Source organism: Sorangiineae bacterium MSr11954, assembly GCA_037157815.1.
GTDB classification, from domain to species: domain Bacteria; phylum Myxococcota_A; class Polyangia; order Polyangiales; family Polyangiaceae; genus Pendulispora; species Pendulispora albinea.
On record CP089984.1, the window covers coordinates 2,277,106 to 2,294,061 of the forward strand.

General features: G+C 64.5%; 18 protein-coding genes. 12 read left to right on the forward strand and 6 right to left on the reverse strand.

The window, feature by feature from the left end:
* Positions 1-5: 5 nt before the first annotated feature.
* Positions 6-737: a YqiJ family protein gene (locus LZC94_09320; GenBank protein ID WXB20366.1), complete on the reverse strand. Its 732-nt coding sequence runs from the start codon at positions 735-737 to the stop codon at positions 6-8.
* A 176-nt stretch (positions 738-913) separates the two neighbouring features.
* Here LZC94_09320 and LZC94_09325 point away from each other — a divergent pair, with 176 nt between their 5' ends.
* The 4 genes from LZC94_09325 to LZC94_09340 are packed head-to-tail and all read left to right on the forward strand — an operon-like array spanning position 914 to position 4,657.
* A complete protein-coding gene (locus LZC94_09325) occupies positions 914-1,942 on the forward strand; it encodes a zinc-binding alcohol dehydrogenase family protein (protein ID WXB17466.1) in 1,029 nt (342 codons plus the stop codon).
* Positions 1,943-1,951: 9 nt separating this feature from the next.
* Entirely contained in the window at positions 1,952-2,401 is a 450-nt protein-coding gene (locus tag LZC94_09330) for a hypothetical protein (protein ID WXB17467.1), read from the forward strand.
* Positions 2,398-3,921, forward strand: a complete 1,524-nt coding sequence (locus LZC94_09335) for a sodium:proton antiporter (protein WXB17468.1) — start codon at positions 2,398-2,400, stop codon at positions 3,919-3,921. Before LZC94_09330 ends, LZC94_09335 begins: the two co-directional genes overlap by 4 nt.
* Positions 3,922-3,973: 52 nt before the next feature.
* Positions 3,974-4,657, forward strand: coding sequence for a TrkA family potassium uptake protein (locus tag LZC94_09340; GenBank protein WXB17469.1), 684 nt, complete (start codon positions 3,974-3,976; stop codon positions 4,655-4,657).
* Between the two features lie 60 nt (positions 4,658-4,717).
* Here LZC94_09340 and LZC94_09345 read toward each other — a convergent pair whose 3' ends face one another.
* Entirely contained in the window at positions 4,718-5,089 is a 372-nt protein-coding gene (locus LZC94_09345) for a hypothetical protein (GenBank protein WXB17470.1), read from the reverse strand.
* 438 nt (positions 5,090-5,527) lie between these two features.
* On the opposite strand from LZC94_09345, the gene LZC94_09350 reads away from it, so the two are divergent.
* Complete coding sequence (locus LZC94_09350; protein WXB17471.1) at positions 5,528-7,081, forward strand: alpha/beta hydrolase; 1,554 nt, start codon at positions 5,528-5,530, stop codon at positions 7,079-7,081.
* A gap of 630 nt (positions 7,082-7,711) precedes the next feature.
* On the opposite strand, the gene LZC94_09355 is transcribed toward LZC94_09350, so the two are convergent.
* The gene (locus tag LZC94_09355; protein WXB17472.1) at positions 7,712-8,776 is read right to left on the reverse strand and encodes a hypothetical protein; all 1,065 of its coding nucleotides are present in this window, start codon (positions 8,774-8,776) and stop codon (positions 7,712-7,714) included.
* Positions 8,777-9,357: 581 nt separating this feature from the next.
* On the opposite strand from LZC94_09355, the gene LZC94_09360 reads away from it, so the two are divergent.
* Together LZC94_09360 and LZC94_09365 are read left to right on the forward strand one after the other, a co-directional pair.
* Positions 9,358-9,825, forward strand: coding sequence for a hypothetical protein (locus tag LZC94_09360; protein ID WXB17473.1), 468 nt, complete (start codon positions 9,358-9,360; stop codon positions 9,823-9,825).
* A gap of 200 nt (positions 9,826-10,025) precedes the next feature.
* Complete coding sequence (locus LZC94_09365; GenBank protein WXB20388.1) at positions 10,026-10,964, forward strand: hypothetical protein; 939 nt, start codon at positions 10,026-10,028, stop codon at positions 10,962-10,964.
* A gap of 130 nt (positions 10,965-11,094) precedes the next feature.
* Here the strand turns inward: LZC94_09365 and LZC94_09370 are convergent, their stop codons facing one another.
* A complete protein-coding gene (locus tag LZC94_09370) occupies positions 11,095-11,553 on the reverse strand; it encodes a hypothetical protein (GenBank protein ID WXB17474.1) in 459 nt (152 codons plus the stop codon).
* 127 nt (positions 11,554-11,680) lie between these two features.
* Between LZC94_09370 and LZC94_09375 the strand changes: the two genes are divergently transcribed.
* The 3 genes from LZC94_09375 to LZC94_09385 all read left to right on the forward strand — a co-directional run bounded on the left by LZC94_09375 (position 11,681) and on the right by LZC94_09385 (position 13,732).
* Positions 11,681-12,382, forward strand: a complete 702-nt coding sequence (locus LZC94_09375) for a DUF1775 domain-containing protein (GenBank protein ID WXB17475.1) — start codon at positions 11,681-11,683, stop codon at positions 12,380-12,382.
* Positions 12,382-12,618 carry a hypothetical protein gene (locus LZC94_09380; GenBank protein ID WXB17476.1) on the forward strand — a complete coding sequence of 79 codons (237 nt, stop codon included), beginning with the start codon at positions 12,382-12,384 and terminating at the stop codon, positions 12,616-12,618. The genes LZC94_09375 and LZC94_09380 overlap by 1 nt, the downstream gene beginning before the upstream one ends.
* A gap of 934 nt (positions 12,619-13,552) precedes the next feature.
* Positions 13,553-13,732 (forward strand): acyl carrier protein, encoded by a 180-nt coding sequence (locus LZC94_09385; protein WXB17477.1) that lies wholly within the window; start codon positions 13,553-13,555, stop codon positions 13,730-13,732.
* 24 nt (positions 13,733-13,756) lie between these two features.
* Here the strand turns inward: LZC94_09385 and LZC94_09390 are convergent, their stop codons facing one another.
* Both LZC94_09390 and LZC94_09395 read right to left on the reverse strand, forming a co-directional pair.
* Complete coding sequence (locus LZC94_09390) at positions 13,757-14,440, reverse strand: hypothetical protein (GenBank protein ID WXB17478.1); 684 nt, start codon at positions 14,438-14,440, stop codon at positions 13,757-13,759.
* Positions 14,437-15,483 carry an SLATT domain-containing protein gene (locus LZC94_09395; GenBank protein ID WXB17479.1) on the reverse strand — a complete coding sequence of 349 codons (1,047 nt, stop codon included), beginning with the start codon at positions 15,481-15,483 and terminating at the stop codon, positions 14,437-14,439. Before LZC94_09395 ends, LZC94_09390 begins: the two co-directional genes overlap by 4 nt.
* A 153-nt stretch (positions 15,484-15,636) precedes the next feature.
* On the opposite strand from LZC94_09395, the gene LZC94_09400 reads away from it, so the two are divergent.
* Positions 15,637-16,416 carry a ZIP family metal transporter gene (locus LZC94_09400; protein WXB17480.1) on the forward strand — a complete coding sequence of 260 codons (780 nt, stop codon included), beginning with the start codon at positions 15,637-15,639 and terminating at the stop codon, positions 16,414-16,416.
* 18 nt (positions 16,417-16,434) lie between these two features.
* Complete coding sequence (locus LZC94_09405; protein ID WXB17481.1) at positions 16,435-16,941, forward strand: PaaI family thioesterase; 507 nt, start codon at positions 16,435-16,437, stop codon at positions 16,939-16,941.
* The last annotated feature ends 15 nt before the right edge of the window (positions 16,942-16,956 follow it).

Below are 16,956 nucleotides of genomic sequence, written 5' to 3' on the forward strand. Positions count from 1 at the left end.
TGTTTCTATTCCTTTCGTATCATGCGCTTACCCCGTTTATGGGGAGCGCGTATTTCCGATGCGCCCGAGGTGGCCAAGAACATCTCCGATTCCGTATCGTAATCGACGAGGATCACTTCTTCTCCGAGCGCCAGAGGCTCCTCGCCGGTTTCGATTCGCGCATGCACCAAGAGCTCATTTCCGCGTTCGTCACGCACGCGGACCTCGCCGAACTTCGGCCCGAGCTGGTGGCTCGCGACGACGCCGATCCGGCCCGATAATTCGTGCTTCGCCGTGGCACCACGGGCGCCAAGGTCGAAGATCTTTGCGAGGATGCGCGAGAAGAGACGGGTGGCGACGAAGCCCACCGTCAAGGAAGCTCCGAGAACGACCGGGAAGGTCCAATTGGGATACGTCCCCGAATAACGAACGTACGCGAGGCTGTTCAGAAATATCCCAGAGAAACCCGTAAAGAGAAACAACGTAACGACGAGGACCATGAGCGGTACTCGTCCGACGCCGAAATAAGCCAGTGCGCCATGCCACCCGGACCCGTCTGCGTCCTGGTCGCCGTCGCCTTCACCATCTGCATCTGCATCTGCATCGGCATCCGCATCTGCATCGATATCCGTGTCGTGATTCAGTTCGACGTCGTGATCGGCGTCGACATTCACTTCGTGATCCGTTTCGCCGTCGGCGACCAGCCCGAAGAGCCCCACGGCTTGCAAGAACACCGTGACGGCCACCAGGCCGAGCATCACGAGAAACGGAGCGTTCGACCAATGGTTCAGGAATTGAAACATGGTGGCTATTGCCCCCGATTCACTCGTCCATTTCTTTCGTAGCCTGAAGCTAAGCATCTTTCGGGGGCCGTAAACGCCCCTTCGCACCGATTTTCCCGGGATTCGGTGGTACAATTCTCTCCAGGGCCGTCATGCGATGCATGGTTCTCGAGCAGCCGGGAAAGTCGGATGAAGCGCGCGCGGACGCGGAAACGCGCGCCACGTGGCTCCCTTTGCGCGCGTGCGAGCGCGAGGATCCCGCGCCGGGGCCCGGCGAAATCGTGCTCGAGGTGCGCGCGTGCGCGGTTTGCCGTACGGATTTGCAGCTCTGCGAGGGCGATTTGGCCCTGCGCCGCGCGCCCGTCGTGCCGGGGCATCAAGCCGTGGGGCGCGTGGTGGCCGTGGGCGAGGGGGTCTCGGATTGGAGGCCCGGCGATCGCGCGGGCGGCGCATGGCTCGGCGGGAGCTGCGGCGCGTGCGTGCACTGCCTCCGCGTGCGCGAGAACCTCTGCGAGCGCGCGGAGTTCACGGGCTGGGATCGCGACGGCGGTTATGCCACCCACCTCGCGCTTCGAGCCGACTTCGCGCTTCGCATCCCCGAGCGCTTCGACGACGTGGAGGCGGCGCCGCTCTTGTGCGGGGGCGTCATTGGATATCGCTCGCTCATGGTATCGGGTATTCGCCCCGGCGGCCGGCTCGGACTATTCGGCTTTGGCGCCTCGGCGCTCCTGGTGATTCAGGTGGCGGTGCACTGGGGGTGCGAGGTGTTCGTCTGCACGCGCAACCCCGAGGAGCGGGCGCGCGCACGGAGCCTGGGCGCCGTCTGGGCCGGAGGCTACGATGCAGCGCCGCCGGCGGCGCTCGACGCGGCCATTACATTTGCGCCGTCGGGGGACGTGGTGGTGGCCGCGCTGCGCGCGCTCGATCGCGGCGGCGTGGTGGCCATCAATGCCATTCACCTGGATCGCGTCCCGACGTTCTCCTACGAACACCTCTGGTGGGAGCGCTCCGTCCGCAGCGTGGCGAACTTCACCCGCGATGACGCGCGCCAATTCCTGGCTCTTGCGGCCGAAATACCGATCCGAACCGCAGTGGACGTGTATCCTCTCGCCGAGGCGAACCGCGCCCTGTTCGATCTCGCGCGCGGGAATGTGCGGGGCGCCGCCGTGTTGACGATGTAAGGTAGTCCCATGGACTCGACGCAGAAGCTCGCTGTCCTCCTGGGGGCGGCGTCCGTCATCATGGTCGTCGTCGGCATGATCGGCGTGAAGCTCTTCGTGGTGCGCGTCCCCGCCGACTATTTCGTCGCGCCGCCCCCGCGCCGCAGCCCGCTCGCGCGGGTGGTGCGGACGGTGCTCGGCGTCATCCTCGTGCTGGCCGGTGTGGTCATGCTGGTGCTGCCGGGGCAAGGCGTGCTGACAATCGTCGTGGGGCTCTTGGTCCTCGAGCTCCCCATCCAGCACAAGGTGGCCGGATGGCTGGTCGCGCGGCCGGCCGTGGCCCGCGTGATCGAGACCTGGCGCCGGCGAGCCGGACGACCTCCGCTGCAGATGCCGCAAACGCCGGATGCACCGGACGTGACCCAAGGTGAAAAAAGCAGCTCGTCATCCACGGAGCATCGCGGTACGAACGATTCATGAGGCACGCCCTCGAGACGCTGTTCATCGTCTTGGCCACCGGGTCGAGCGTGGCCATCGCGGCCAAGCGCATCGGCATGCCGTACAACGTGGCGCTCGTTTTGGTGGGGCTCATCGGTGTCTTCGTCGACGTCCTGCCGCAGACGGTGATGAACCCCGAGATGGTGCTCCTGGCCTTCCTCCCCATCCTCGTCTTCGAGGCGGCCCTATCGGCCGATGGCGATGCGTTGCACGAGGCCGCGCGCCCCATCCTGGCGCTTGCGGTGCCCGGTGTGGCGATTTCGCTCCTCGGTACCGCGGCGGTTGCCACCTATGTGCTCGACCTCCCCTTTCCGGTGGCGGTGCTCCTCGGCGCGCTGCTCGCCATCACCGACACGGTGAGCGTGCTGCTCGCGTTCAAGAGCGTGCGCGTGCCGCACCGGCTGGCCGCCATCATGGAGGGCGAGAGCCTCTTCAACGATGGAACGGCGCTCGTCCTGGTGATGATCGCCACCGACATGGTGTCGAGCGGCAAAATCGACGGTGTGGCAGCTTTGCACGCGCTGGTGGTGACCATGCTCGGCGGCGGCATCACGGGAGCGGGCTTTGGCGTGCTCGGTGGCGCGCTGCTCCGCCGCGCCCCGGACCGGCTCACGGCCATCCTGGCGTCGTTCGTCTTGGTGTTCGCGGCCGCGCTCACGGCCGAGCGCTTCCATGCGTCGCCGGTGATCGCGGTGGTGGTGGCCGGCGTTCTGGTGGGGCGCGCCGCGCGCACGGTGCTCGAGCCCTCGCGGGTGCTGGCCATGTTCGGCTTTTGGGAGACGGCGGGCTTCTGCCTGAACGTGCTCATTTTTCTGCTGGTCGGCATGCAGATTCACCCGGCCATGCTGCTCGCCGAGGCGGTGCCCATCGCGCTGGCGGTGGTGGCGCTCCATGTGGGCAGGGCGGTCGCCGTCTACGGCTGCTTTGGGTTGCTCCGTCTTTTGCGCGGCGAGCAGGTGCCCATGCGCTGGCAGCACGTCATGGTGTTCGGCAACATCAAGGGCGCGCTCTCGATGGCCGCCGTGCTGGCGCTCCCCGCGGACCTTCCGTACCGCGAGCGCATGGTGGCCATCGTGTTCGGCGTGACCTTCGTGACCTTGGTGGCGCAGGCGCTGCCGTTCCGAAAGATGCTCGGCTGGCTCAAGGTGGCGCTCTCCTCCGATCAGGCCACCGACGAAGCGCGGGCGACCCTCATCGTGGGTCGCCGCGGCCAGGCCGAGCTCGACGATCTGCTCTCCGCGGGGCTCATCTCGCGCCGCGAGCACGCCGAGCGCCGCGCCGCATTTCAGCGGCAAATCATCGAGTCCGAGACGGCGCTCCGCGGCGCGCGCGCCATCGACGTCAAGGACTCGTTCATCGAGCTCACCTTGATCCAAGGGCAAAAGGCGGCGGTCATCCAAGCCGGGCAGCGCGGGATCATCGGGCTCGAGGTGGCGGAGGAGCGCGTGTCGGAGCTCGATCGCCAGCGGATGCTCCTCATGAACGAGGAGCACGGCGACTAACCCAGCTAGTCCCAGCTAGCCAGAGCCAACGAGGGCAAAGGAACCGAATACGATGCGCGTTCTCATCGCAGGAGCCGGACGGGGAGGTCTCAGCGTCGCCAGCCATCTTCGCACCACGGGGCACGACGTGACCATCGTCGATCGCGATCCGCGGGTCGCCAAGATGGCGTTCGAGCGGCACGGCCTGGTGGCCATCACCGGCGACGCCACCGATCCAGAGCTCCTCCACGAGGCGGAGATCTCCCGCGCCGACGTGGTGGTGGCCATGCTGGAGCGCGACGCCGACGCCCTGGCCGTGGCCGTGCTCGCGCGCTCCGCGGGCGCCAAGCGCGTGATGGTGCGGATGCGCAACCCGGATTACCGCACCGTCTACCTCGACTCCGGCGTGGACCGCATCATCTCCGAGGTGGAGATCTTCGTGGGCGGTATCGCGACCGCCATCGAGCACGACGCGGTGAAGCACTCGATGATCCTGGGCGGCGGTGGCTCGGTGGCCTTCGAGCTGACGATCCCCGAAGGCGCCGACGTGGTGGGCCGCCCGGTGTCCGAAATCGCGGCATCCCCACGATTTCCGCCATCCTGCGTGTTCGCAGGTCTATACGATCAAAGCGGCGCGGTGGAGGCCCCGCGCGGTTCGTCGATCGTGCGCGGGTCGATGACCGTCCTCATCGTGGCGCGCCGCGACGAGGTGGGTCCCGTGATTCAATATTTGATCGCGCCGCGCACCGCGAGCTGATGTGCGCGAGCCGATGTGCGGCGACGTGGCGCGGGTCACCCGTCCGCGCCGTTCGCCTCGTCAGCCTGAGCGCTGCACCCGTGCGTGGAGCGCGTCCATGGTGGCGCGGGGGAGCGGTGTCCACGGCGCGCCATTTTCGACGGGCGCCCCGGTGAGGGGCTCCATCGGGAGGTTGGCCTCGCTCGGATAATAGCGATTATGAAGGTCGATGAGCTCGTTGAGCTTGGCGAGATCCCGCTCGAGCCGCATCCGCAACGTCTCCGGCCGCCGGGCCTCACCGCGTTCGAGTTGGGTCAAGCCACGGACGATGGCGTCTTCGATGTCCTCGATAAATCGTTTGCGGCGCATGTAGGCCGGCGCGCCTGCGATCAGGGCGCGCATCCGGTCCTCGAGGGGCAAGGTGAAGTTTCGTTGTGGGGCTGCGGTCCGCATGGGGTGAAGGATAGCGCGGCGGGGTGTGCGGGTCGAAGATGGTCGGGGGGGGACGCGGTCGTGCGGGGCACGGTGGTGCGGGGCATGGCGGTGCGCAGCAACGTTGGTGCGGGGCACGTTGGTGGGGACGCGGCGGTGCGAAGCACGCGGTACGGGGTCCATTGGTACGGGCATGGCGGTGCGAAGCATGTCCGCGGGTGGCCCACCGGTGCGGGGGCGTCGCGCTCCCTCCCTCGATCGGCGGAGGATTTGAGAAGGGGGAACTTGGATATCCCATTATGTAACATTTCGTGCAGGATGTTCGTTGGAACGATTTCGATCGTTGCATCATTGGGTGGCTGAGAAAACGCGGTGGGAACGTCATTTTCCCAATCGTCGTACGATGGTCTCGTCACTAACAGCTGACGTATGCTGATATCCAAGCTTCGAATTCACTTGATGAGCGCAGCACTCTTCGGCCTCGCGTCACCGTTTGCCGCCGGCTGCTCGGATGCGGGGGGCGAAGGGGGCGAGAGGGCAGGCTCGTCCGGCGATGCTCTCGTTCGTGAGACACTCGCCGGGCCGGGCGCGCAGGACATTGCCTGGCAAGAGTGTGGAACGACGTACAAAGGAGAGTGTGCCACCATTCGGGTGCCCGTCGATTGGGATCACCCCGAGGGTGAAACGTTCGAGCTCGCCATCGGTCGCGTGAAGGCGCTCGAACCGCAAAATCGAATCGGCGTTTTGCTCGTCAACCCGGGCGGGCCGGGCGCTTCGGGCATCGACCGGTACACCATCGGCCGGCGGATCACCGACGACAGCCTTCTGCGCAAACGCTTCGACATCGTCACTTGGGATCCACGCGGTGTGGCGCGCAGCCATCCGGTTCAGTGCGACAAAGAGCTCTTGGGCCAGGCGCCGTCGACGTACCCCAAGACGCAACAAGAATACAAAAATCTATTGGCATACAACACCAAGCTGGGGGCCGACTGCCGCGCCCGCACGGGGCCGCTCTTCGACCACGTCGACACCGTCAGCACGGTTCGCGATCTCGATGCCATTCGCGCGGCGCTGGGGGAGGAGACGATCAGCTTCCTCGGGTGGTCGTACGGAACGCAGGTCGGTCAACAATACGCCGAGCTCTTTCCGCAGCGGGTGCGCGCGATGACCATCGACTCCAACATGGATCATTCGAACTTCTCGGCCTACGAGTACATGCGGTCGGCCACCGAGGACTTCGAGGAGTCCTTCTACGCATTTGCCGATTGGTGCGATCGCACGCCAGCCTGCAGCCTCCACGGGCAGGACGTCGTCCAGGTATGGGACACCTTGCACCGAAGGGCGGCCGCCGGAAAGCTCATCGATCCCCAGACGGGTAAACCCCTCGACGACGAGAGCCTGCGCGGGAACCTGTTCAGCCCCATGTACGATCCCGCGCGCTGGTTCACCCTGGCCGATCGTCTTGCGTCGCTCCAGAGCGGCGTGCGTTCCGCGCGGGCCGTGACCGAGAGCGAGGAGCTGGAGGAAAATTCGTATCAGGCCATCTGGTGCGAGGACTGGAGTTGGCGGGTGGGCGGTTTCCACGAGCTCGACTCCTACCGCCGCTCGCTCGCCGCGAACTATCCGCACACCAAGCTCTCGCGCTTTTGGAGCGATATCACCGCGTGCCTCGGGTGGCCGGCCAAGATCGTCAATCGGCAGCATCGTCTGTCGATCCACGGAACGCCCACGATCCTCATCGTCACGGGCCGTCACGACGTGGCGACCCCGCACTCGTGGAACACCGCTGTGGCCGACCAAATCGACGACTCCGTCTTCCTCGCGTACGACGGCGTCGGACACGGTCAATACTTCCACAGTCCGTGCGTGCGCGATCACATCGAGACATATCTGACCACCCTTAAGACGCCCGCGCCCAATACGCATTGCCCCGCGGTGTGGCCGACCACCCCAGCGAGCACCTTGGCGTCCGAGCCCAACGACTCGCCACGGCGCCCCGTGCACACTCCGTGAGGTTTGTGTCACGAGGCATTCTCCCTTCCGAAGCATCGCGGCGCCCCGTGCACACTCCGTGAGGTTTGTGTCGCGAGGACTTCTCCCTTCCGAAGTATCGTTTCAGGAGTTGCATCTCGCATTCGAAGAATGAATCCGTAAATCGCCAAGGGACGGCGCCTCTCCTCATTCGAAGGATGAACTCAGAAATCGCGCGAGGTATGGCGCCTCCCCACATTCGAAGGATGAATCCGAAATGGCGAGGGGCACGGCGCCTTCATTCGAAGAATGATTCCGGAAATCGCAGGGGGTACGGCGTTTCTCATGGGAACCAATCCGTAAATCGTGAGGGGTATGGCGCCTCCCCACATTCGAAGAATGAATCCGAAATGGCGAGGGGCACGGTGCCTTCATTTCGAAGAATGATTCCGGAAATCGCAGGGGGTACGGCGTTTCTCATGGGAACCAATCCGTAAATCGCCAAGGGACGGCGCCTCCCCACATTCGAAGAATGAATCCGAAATGGCGAGGGGCACGGCGCCTTCATTCGAAGAATGATTCCGGAAATCGCCGGACGTGTACGGGGGACGCGCCCGGAGGTGGAACGAGGTTTGCGGTCGCCGGTCCGCGACAATCGTAGGGTAGCGACAGCTACGACCCGTTGAGGAGCTCGAGGACGGCCGCCGTTTCATTGGCCACGCGGTGCGAGACGCTGAGGGAGGTGCCGGAGTACGACAGCATGTGGAGGTTCTCGAACCCGATGGCTTCGTCGACGCTTTTGTGGGCGGCGTCGAGCGAATAGCGCGATTGAAAGCGCTCGGGGTAATCGCCCTCGGATGCGCGCCCGGTGCTCTTGGCAAAGACGGAGACGTCGGGTGCGATATGGCAACTTGCGCAGTCGATGGACTCCGAGGAGTGCAATCGCGGATTGAGCGCCCGAACCACGGAGCGGAAGGCTTCGCGCTCCTCGGCAGGGGTCGAGACCTTGAAGATGCGCGTGGTGTCCAAGGCCGGGTCCGCGCGCGGGTTGAGCTCCGCGTCCCAGCGGCCACCGGCAAGGGTGTAGAGGGACACTTCGGTCGCCCCGGCGAGGGTGGGAATCGTCGCGTTCTGCCAACGGCCGCGCTCGAGCTCGCGAATGGAGAAGACCCAGCGCGCCGACTCCGAAGGGATGCGCCGGAATTGCGTGACGCGCACCAGGTTTTGCTCGCCCGCGTGCTTTACGACCAAAGCCTTGAGCCGATTGGCATAGGCGCCGCCGGGACCCTGCGCCCGAAGCAGCGGATGCACGTCCAGTCGAACCTCGGGAGCGCTCGCCTGCTCCGCCCGAATCGCGCGAAGCTCGCGCAGGATCTCCTCCCACGCTGCAGGTGTGAGCTTGTAGAACGCATGGATCGCGCCGTCGCGCGTGGCGGTGGCGGCGCCGTCGCGGCGGAGGGATTGAAAAATGATGCGAAGCTCGGGCTGACAGCTCGTCCCCGCCGGCGGCGGCATCGTGACCCTGGGGCAGGGATCGAAGCGCATCGCCAGGGCGCGCAGCGATGCCTCGCGCTCTGTGTCCGTCGGTACGCTTTGTAGCTCGTCGAGGTCCGGAACGTGCTCTTGCTCGAACACCGTGCGCGGAAGCAGGGGGCCGCGGCCGCCGGTATCCATGGGGCCGAGCAGGGCGCTTTGCTCGCCTGCGGCTGGCAGCGGGTAGATGATTGTTACGTCCACATTGCGCAGCGCGATGCCACCGGGGCTGTGCCCTCCAGGAGGGCTCGAGCTCGATCCAGAGCAAGAAATAGTCCCGAGAATCAATGCAATGCAGGCGGAATGGTGGCGGTTTGTGAAGAATCGAAGTGCAAGCAAGTCGGGCCTCGGGGTCAGGTGGTTCGGAGACGGAGGTAAGCGGTGCAGAGGGAAGGCGTCCGGCGTGGGGGAAGGCGCCGTGCGGCCCCATTCCGCTCTACGGGCGGCTGCCGGCTACCATTCCACGAACGAAGTCGAAAAAGCGTCCGTCGCGGTATCTCGTGGAAACGAAGTGGAAAACGGCGCGAATGGCAGCCTCCCTCGAACGAAGTCGAAAGGTGCGCCTGGTGGGACTCGGCATCCCGTTTCCGCATGACGTACGCACCATTGCGGTGCGTGTGATGCGGCGCATGCAACAGTGGTCAGGTACTTTACCACGTGACAGACACGACAAGCGTCATTAATCGATTAATAGCGGGGCCGTGAGCGGGCGCGAATACGAATGAACCATGTCTCGTAGGGACACGGCGCACGGCGTCCCGTCTGAACGAGGGGAAAGCATGGGTATGGCGAGCAAGAAACGGGATCTCGAAACGGTTCCACCTTCGCCGGGCCGCCACCTCGAATCGTATACATCGATTCGAGCGGCGGCCCCGGTCCCAAGGGCGGCCGTAAGGGGTGCACGAAGTTGGGGGCACGCACCTGAAACGGACGTCGACGAAAACGATACCAACGACGGCGATCGAGTCACTCCGATCTTCTCGGACTCGATCACCCCCGTCTTCTCCGAGGCCGAGGTGCGCGAGCTCTTGGCCCGCGCCGACGCGATGGAGCGCGCGGCTCCTCTCGCGGTGCTCGCGCCGCATCGAGCGCTGGCCCGGCCCGCGAACACCACGGACGCCGATGCGTCCGAGGTGCTGCAAAAGCTCGCGGGGCGCGGCCGCCACGTATCGCTGGCGATCGTCGTGGCGGTGGTCCTGACGCTGCTTCTCTTGGCGGCCACCTTCTTCAAAGCGGCGGCGATGATCACGTGAAGCTCGCTCCGAGCGCATGATGCCGCTTGATTCACGGGTGAAATCGCCATGCGCGGCTCGGGCCGTCGCCGCGCGTCAAAGTGATTTCGATTTGAAATTAGCGTGGCCGAGTCTGAATCCCATCCGCGAGGGGAGGGCATCGTAGCTCTCACAAAACACGCCTAGGTAATCGAGCGTGGGCGTGACCCTCGGGGGATATCATGAGCGAGAATAAAAGACGGTTGTTCCATACTGGGCTTTTGGGCGTCGTACTCGGCGCGGTCGGAATGGTCGGGTGCGCCTCGGGCGGCGCGCCGGCCTCGCAGCAAGACGATTCGTTGACGGGCGATGGCGTGAACCCTTCGTGTTCGAACGTGGGGCCCGCCGCCGATGGAGCGGCCAAGTCCTTTTCGGGCCGCGCGGCCGCACTCAGCCTCCTCGTCGATTTGAGCCATCCTTCGGTCACGTCGTGGGATGGACAGCTCGTGATCTCCGACACGAAAGCCGTGCCTTCCTCCGGCGGTACGTTGACCAAGAGCCTCCTCACGGTCGACGCCGGCGCTCTCCTCCAGGCCGCCGCATTCAACGGCGCCGTCAAGGCTGCGGGTGGTCGCTCGAGCGCGGCTGCGTCGACATTGAACGCGTCGGTGCTGCACACGGCCCCGGACGGGCTCCTCAAGGACGTCCTCGGTGAGGACGGGCGCGGCGGCACCATCTCGATCAACCTGGTCGATCTCGTCGAGAGCCTGGGGATCAATGACGAATCCCTCTCGGGCCTCCTGAATGGCATTCTGAAGGGCGGCATTCAAGCCGACGTGCTCGAGGAAAAGGCGGAGTCGTGGTGCGACGCCAAGGGCGCGGCGCACTCGTGGGCCGGCGGTACCATCGTCCGCCTGGTCATCGGTGGCAAGCCGTTCGATATCTCGACGGAGGCGAACTTCAAGGTCCTCTCGCTCCAAGGGCTCCTGGAGATCACCGTCAACGAGCAAATCACCACCGCGGCTGCGGGCGCGAGCAGCATCGACGCCACCGCGCTGCACGTGAATGTGCTCAACGGCGCCATCGACCTGAAGGTCTCGCGCGCGCAAGCCGGCGTCACCTGCGGCGGTGGCGGAGGCGGCGGTGGTGGTGGCGGCGGCGGCGGTTGCGGCCCGCGCTGATGAAAAGGCGGCGCGGCGCCGCCAGCAGGTGACCCACGCCGGGCATGCGAGAGCGCGTCATGCACGTGACGTCACGCGTAAAAAAGTGGCAGGCGCTCTCAGCGAGTTCTTCGGGTGAGAGCGCCTTCCGTTACCGTGGATGGTCGCAGCGAAGCCAGGTCAGGATGGCGAGCTTCTCTTCCTTCGTAAAGCCGGCGCTGGCGTCGGGCGGCGGCATGGCGCAATCAAGGAGCTCGCTGCGAATGGTATCGGCCCAGTCGACCACATGGCCGTAGTCGGCGAGCGACCAAATCCCTGGCTTCGTGCCGCTATGGCAAACCGACACGCATCGCTTATTGAAAATTGGCTCCACATCGGCGTACCTCGGCTTGGGGTCGGGGCACACGGTGGGAGCCTCCACGACAGTGGTGCACGACGCCGGAACCCCTCCGTCCTTGGTTGGCTGGGGGTTCCCGGCGTCGCCGGGATTGTTTTGCGGGGGATCGTTCTTTCCGCCACTGTCGCTGCTGCAGGCCTGTAGCCCGAGCGACACGAGTGCCGCAACGGCCGTGATGTACGCAAGCATCGCGTTCGAGGATCGAAAGCGCATCGGGGCGCACGCTACCACGTGTAACATTCCGTGTCGCGACTGCGACGAAATGACGCAGCGACGAAACGCCGCATTCCCCTCGCAGGCTCGTCAGCGATACACCGCGGCCCAGGAGAGAGCGAGGGCCATGATGAAAAAGACGAGCGCTTGGATCGTAGGAACGTGCAGCTTCGCCGTGCCGGCGCTTGCTGCCGCGCATATTTCACTTTCCGGACCCGTAGCCGAGGACTCGACCCAAGAAATTTCGTTTGGTATCGGCCATGGGTGCGACGGCCTCGATACATACTCGGTGCGCGTGGAAATCCCGCCGTCCATCACGAGCGTGCGAGCCGTGCCGAGCCCGTTCGGGAAAGTGACCATCGAGAAGAACGCTGCGGGCTTGATCTCCGCAGTGACGTGGCAAAAGCCGGACGCCGATATCATCGACGCCGACACGAACTATTATAAATTGTCGCTGCGTATCGGCGTGCCGAAGAAGACGGCGTTTAGTCAGCTCCTCTTCAAGACGTACCAGAAGTGCCGCAACACGAAAGGGGAGACGAAAGAGTCCAATTGGGTGGACGTGAGCGAGACCGCAGCCGATGGTGGTCATGGCTTTCCGGCGCCCGTCCTGACGATCGTGCCGAAGCACGTGAACGGGTGGAACAAGATCACCGTGCCGGTCGACGTGGCCGATCTGAAAACGTACTTCGGCGATGCCCTCATCGTTTGGAAAGGCAACGCCGCATACAGCCCGAACCCGGCCACGGCCGAGCAAATCGCGACCACCGCGGACACGACCGCGCTCACGGCGCTCAAAGCGAACGACGAAGTGTGGGTGAAGTACTAATGGACCGCGCGTCCCGCCGAGCGCCCCGGCTCCTCGGGGTGCTGGCCGTCGCTCTGCTGCTCCTCGCAGCATGCAGCGACGACAAAACGTCGCTAGCTCCGAACCCCGATGCGGGTAACCCCCGGCCCGACGCCGGTCGACCCTCCTCGACCTTGGAGCGGCCCACGGATCTTCCGCGTCCTCCCACGGCCGGATTGCCGCCCGAGTTGCTTCCGCCCGATTTCGGGAAGAAGTAATGGCGGAAAGGCCGCGCGCTTGCCCGTGCCGGTACACGTTCGCGCCCCAACTCGACCCTTGCGGGTCTCTCGTACACGTGCCCGTTCCCGCTCTTCACCCTGGGGGCCTTCGGGAACGTGTACGGGATAAATGACCGCATGGAGCACGACGGCTCCAATTCGTCCCTCTGCGGGTCTCTCGTACACGTACCCGTTTCCACTCTTCACCCTGGGGGCCTTCGGGAACGTGTACGGGATAAATGACCGCATGGAGCACGACGGCTCCAATTCGTCCCTCTGCGGGTCTCCGTACACGTACTCGTTTCCACTCTTCGCCTTGGGGACCTTCGGGGAACGTGTACGGGTCAATGAACCGCATTGAGCGCTACGGCACGCACGCCGAGCGGAGCATGATGCGCAGCTTGTCGCGAAGCCCGATGGGTTCGAACTGGCGATGGAGCGATCGAGCTTCGGTCGCCATTGAAGTCACCGGTTGCGACGGTGGAGGCGCCGCTTTGTGTGCTTGCCTCCGGCATGGCGCGCCACACGGGCGCGTCGTGCGGTACGTTCTGCTCCGTCCGCTGGAGCTGGCGAGCCCAAGCGACGGCGATTGGCGCTCCGCTGCCAGGAACGGATCTTCCGTCGCATTGTTCGTTTCCTTGATGAAACGTGCAAGCGCGCGGCGAGGGGATCGCGTTCGCCGCATGGCACGAACGTTCGTGTTTCGGCGCCGTGTCAGCGCGCGCCATGCGTGCGTCATTTTGCGAAAATGTTTCGCTGCAGTTTCGAAATAACCTCGCGCGATGCGAAGCTTTCTTAATTTGTTGTGAGGGGACGTTGATTCTTCGACATCGCGGGTTACGTCATCATGGAGATGCAACACGAAGAGGCCCTGGCCGAAACCATCCGGATTGTGAGTAAGCACGTGATGGGGCCTGCTCACGACCAAGCACGCATGGACGCTTCGACGCACTTCTTCGACGATCTCGGCGTTTTTAGCCTAAATTTCGTCGAAATCGTCCTCGAGTGCGAAGAGCGTTTTCACGTATCCATCCCCGATGACGCGTTGGGACGCATCGAAACCATCGGCGATGTGACGAACGCCATCGTTTCCGTTCGCGCTGCCGCGCGCTAATCGACGCTGCGCTCGCGTATAGTATCAATCGTCTACATCATCATCGTCTGGCAATTCGTGGATGTCCGCGAGCTGGCTGGTAAAGCTGTTCGGATCGGCGGAGCCAGAAGTCGTCTGCACCCACGGCAGAAGTCGCGGGGCTGGGTCCGTCACCTCAGGGAGACGGATGTCGTGTTCGGGGAGCTTGGACCCGTGTAGCGGGGCCGGAGCGCCGGGCAATGGCAATGCGTTGCGCGGTACCGGTATGGGCGACTCCATCGGCAAGGTCCGCGGCGGCCCGCTGGGCGGAGGATGCATGGCCGCCGGAGGTGGCGGGAACCCTCTCGGCGGAGGTAGCTCGGAATCTTCGAACCGATCACGAAGTGGCGGAGGATCCTTCGTCAAAGATGCCCGTACGGTCGACCGCAGCTCGCCGCTCAAATACTCTGTCTGGTGCTCCAAGTCCGCCGTCTCGCGCGGGCGCGGCATGGCATTGCGCACGGTGTCGAGTCGAAAGGCCAGATGCTTCAAGCTTCGTACCCACTCGGGGCGCGTCTTTTCGGCGTTCGAAAGCCGATGGAGCTCTTGCGCGATATCCAAGTACATCTCCTGGAGAGCGGAATGCTCCATGGCCAGGCGATAGTGCTCGCGGCGGCGAACCTCCGCGTGTGCCCGCCAAAGCGCCAACAGCTCCTTGATATCCGCCACCCGCTTTCGCTTTTCCATCATCCATCCTCACTTGGCGGCGCCGCCTCGAAATCGCGAAGCTGACGGACGAAGCTCGCCCCCGACTCCGGCGGCGGCGGAGCGCCGTTGGTGGAGGGCTTGGAGGGCAAGGCCGGAGAGCCTCGCATCCGCGGCGGCTCGCTCTCACGCCCACGATCGAACCCCTCGAGAATATCGGAGAGCGAATCATCTTCCCGCTGCACCAGCTTCTTCTTCACGCTCGCGCGCACCTTGGAGCGAAGCTTGTTGCTGAGCTCCTCCACCTCGCGCTCCAGCATATCGACATTGAAGGGAAGCGGCGCCCGTCCCTTGATGGCCTCCAGCCTCTGACTGAACCCCTCGAGGCACTTCACCCAATCCTCGCGCGACTTCTCGGTCATCGACAAGAGCTCGAGCGAGCGCGCAATATCCTCGTACTCGGCATGTGCCAAATTGTGCTGGCCGGCCCTCTCCAGGTAGCGCAAAAATGTTTGCAGGGCGACCAGGCACGCCGCGCCCATGCTGGCGGCCGCCAACACCGCCTTGAGCCAGAAGCTCGATGCGGCTTTTTCGATGCTGCCGAAGATGGCGGTTCCGACGATGGCCCCCATCATCGTACTTGGAATACCGAGCCAATAGTGCCTTCGCTCCAACCGGACGGCCACGCGCTGATGCTCCCGGCTATACACCTCGGCGCGCGCGCGCCACTCGGCCAGCATGTCTTTGATATCCAGCGGTGCCCTTCGCATCGCGAGGCTGCCGGCCGTTCGTCCTTTGGGATCGCCCGAGAGCGTGATCCGCACGGCCACCGTTCCAAACTCGATGGTGTCGCCGCTCACCAGGACCACCCGATGCTCGTTGCTGCTGTCGAGCCGGATGCGCTCCTTTTTTCGAACGATGGATGTCCCGCTGGTGGACCCATGATCGTAGACAATGTAGCGATCGCCGTCGCGCACGATGCGCGCGTGTTGATGCGACACGCAGGAGTCGTCGAGGACGAAATCATTGTGATGCTCGAGCCGCCCGATGTGGAGCACCTGCGCCGATGACTCGAAATACTTCCCCATCCGACGCCCCCGTATGATCTCCAGCGCAATCATGAATCCGTCTTCCCGACTTTACCGCAAACATGCCCTGGCACGAGCGCGTTCGAAAGGGTGCGGCGTAGGCGGATTGACATCCGCCACCTGCGGGGCCAGGTGAAAAGGGCATTCCGCGCCATGCCCACCCTCGAGCAGCTGATTTTCGCGTTATTCCCCGCGGCTCTGTTGGTCGTGAGCGGCGCCGTGGCGACGTTGCGACCACCCACCGCATGGATGCGCAGTGCCATCCTTCATCTGGCGGCCGGCGTGGTCTTTGCTGTCGTTGCCGTGGAGCTCATTCCCGATCTTCTTCGGGATCATCGCCCCATCGAAACGGCCATTGGGTTTGCCATTGGCGTTGCGGCCATGTTGGGCCTCCGCGCGTTCAGTCATGCAAACGAGAAACACGAACGACCCGAACCGCCGGCCGACCCCACGAAGGAGCCCCAAAGCCGGCCGCCGAACACGGTCGAGCCCATCGCGCTGCCGATAGGCATGCTCGCCGGCATCGCCATCGATCTGGTGATCGATGGGTTCATGATCGGCATTGGCTTTGCGGCCGGCTCCAAAGAGGGCCGCATGTTGGCGGTGGCACTTGCCATCGAGCTCGTCTCCTTGGGGCTCGCCGTCGCCGCCGGCATGTCGAAGTTGGGCATCGCGCGGGCGCGCAGCCTGGTGGTGTTGATTGGGCTGTCGGCGACCTTCCTCGCCGGGGCCGCCATTGGAATGGTCCTTCTCAGCCAGCTCTCGAACGCGTGGCTGGCCGGGGTGCTCTCGTTCGGTGCTGCTGCACTTCTCTTCCTGGTGACCGAGGAGCTCCTCACCGAAGCTCACGAAGAGGAGGAGACTCTCGCACTCACGGCCATGTTCTTCGCCGGCTTCCTCGCCTTTCTCATCCTGGGGATGCTCGGGTCATGATTTAACGTACGAAGCATCATGAACCACGAACCCTCCGATCTCGCGTCTGCACTCGCCCAAGGTCAGGATATCTCTCCGTACCTGAATGCGCATCAAAGCGGCTTCGATAAGACCCTCGGCATCGTTTATACGCGCGCCACGCACGATGTCGTCGAGGCGGAAGTTCTCGTGACGGAGAATCTTTTGCAATCCTACGGGATCGTTCACGGTGGCGTGTATGCCGGCCTGGTGGAGTCGCTCGCCAGCGTGGCGGCCGCGATTTACGCCATGCCGCAGGGGCAGACGTCCGTGGGCCTCGAGAACACCACGTCGTTTTTGCGCGCGGTGCGCGTGGGGGTGCTTCGCGCGCGCGCCGTGCCGCTCCATCGCGGACACCGCACGCAAGTGTGGGAGGTCGCCGTTCGCGACAGCGAGGATCGCGTGGCCGCCTCGGGGCGGGTGCGCATGCTCTGCTTGGACCAAGGCGCACAGGTCGCGGGTGAGATCGTGGCGCTGCAAACGGCCGAGACATTACCTCGCGCGTAATCGATCGGGCCGCGT

Bases quoted from the DNA above. Each gene is read 5' to 3' on its own strand.
- LZC94_09320 (WXB20366.1), bottom strand. From the start codon at position 737: ATGCTCGGCCTGGTGGCCGTCACGGTGTTCTTGCAAGCCGTGGGGCTC.
- LZC94_09325 (WXB17466.1), top strand. From the start codon at position 914: ATGCGATGCATGGTTCTCGAGCAGCCGGGAAAGTCGGATGAAGCGCGC.
- LZC94_09330 (WXB17467.1), top strand. From the start codon at position 1,952: ATGGACTCGACGCAGAAGCTCGCTGTCCTCCTGGGGGCGGCGTCCGTC.
- LZC94_09335 (WXB17468.1), top strand. From the start codon at position 2,398: ATGAGGCACGCCCTCGAGACGCTGTTCATCGTCTTGGCCACCGGGTCG.
- LZC94_09340 (WXB17469.1), top strand. From the start codon at position 3,974: ATGCGCGTTCTCATCGCAGGAGCCGGACGGGGAGGTCTCAGCGTCGCC.
- LZC94_09345 (WXB17470.1), bottom strand. From the start codon at position 5,089: ATGCGGACCGCAGCCCCACAACGAAACTTCACCTTGCCCCTCGAGGAC.
- LZC94_09350 (WXB17471.1), top strand. From the start codon at position 5,528: ATGAGCGCAGCACTCTTCGGCCTCGCGTCACCGTTTGCCGCCGGCTGC.
- LZC94_09360 (WXB17473.1), top strand. From the start codon at position 9,358: ATGGCGAGCAAGAAACGGGATCTCGAAACGGTTCCACCTTCGCCGGGC.
- LZC94_09365 (WXB20388.1), top strand. From the start codon at position 10,026: ATGAGCGAGAATAAAAGACGGTTGTTCCATACTGGGCTTTTGGGCGTC.
- LZC94_09370 (WXB17474.1), bottom strand. From the start codon at position 11,553: ATGCGCTTTCGATCCTCGAACGCGATGCTTGCGTACATCACGGCCGTT.
- LZC94_09375 (WXB17475.1), top strand. From the start codon at position 11,681: ATGATGAAAAAGACGAGCGCTTGGATCGTAGGAACGTGCAGCTTCGCC.
- LZC94_09380 (WXB17476.1), top strand. From the start codon at position 12,382: ATGGACCGCGCGTCCCGCCGAGCGCCCCGGCTCCTCGGGGTGCTGGCC.
- LZC94_09385 (WXB17477.1), top strand. From the start codon at position 13,553: ATGGACGCTTCGACGCACTTCTTCGACGATCTCGGCGTTTTTAGCCTA.
- LZC94_09390 (WXB17478.1), bottom strand. From the start codon at position 14,440: ATGATGGAAAAGCGAAAGCGGGTGGCGGATATCAAGGAGCTGTTGGCG.
- LZC94_09395 (WXB17479.1), bottom strand. From the start codon at position 15,483: ATGGGGAAGTATTTCGAGTCATCGGCGCAGGTGCTCCACATCGGGCGG.
- LZC94_09400 (WXB17480.1), top strand. From the start codon at position 15,637: ATGCCCACCCTCGAGCAGCTGATTTTCGCGTTATTCCCCGCGGCTCTG.
- LZC94_09405 (WXB17481.1), top strand. From the start codon at position 16,435: ATGAACCACGAACCCTCCGATCTCGCGTCTGCACTCGCCCAAGGTCAG.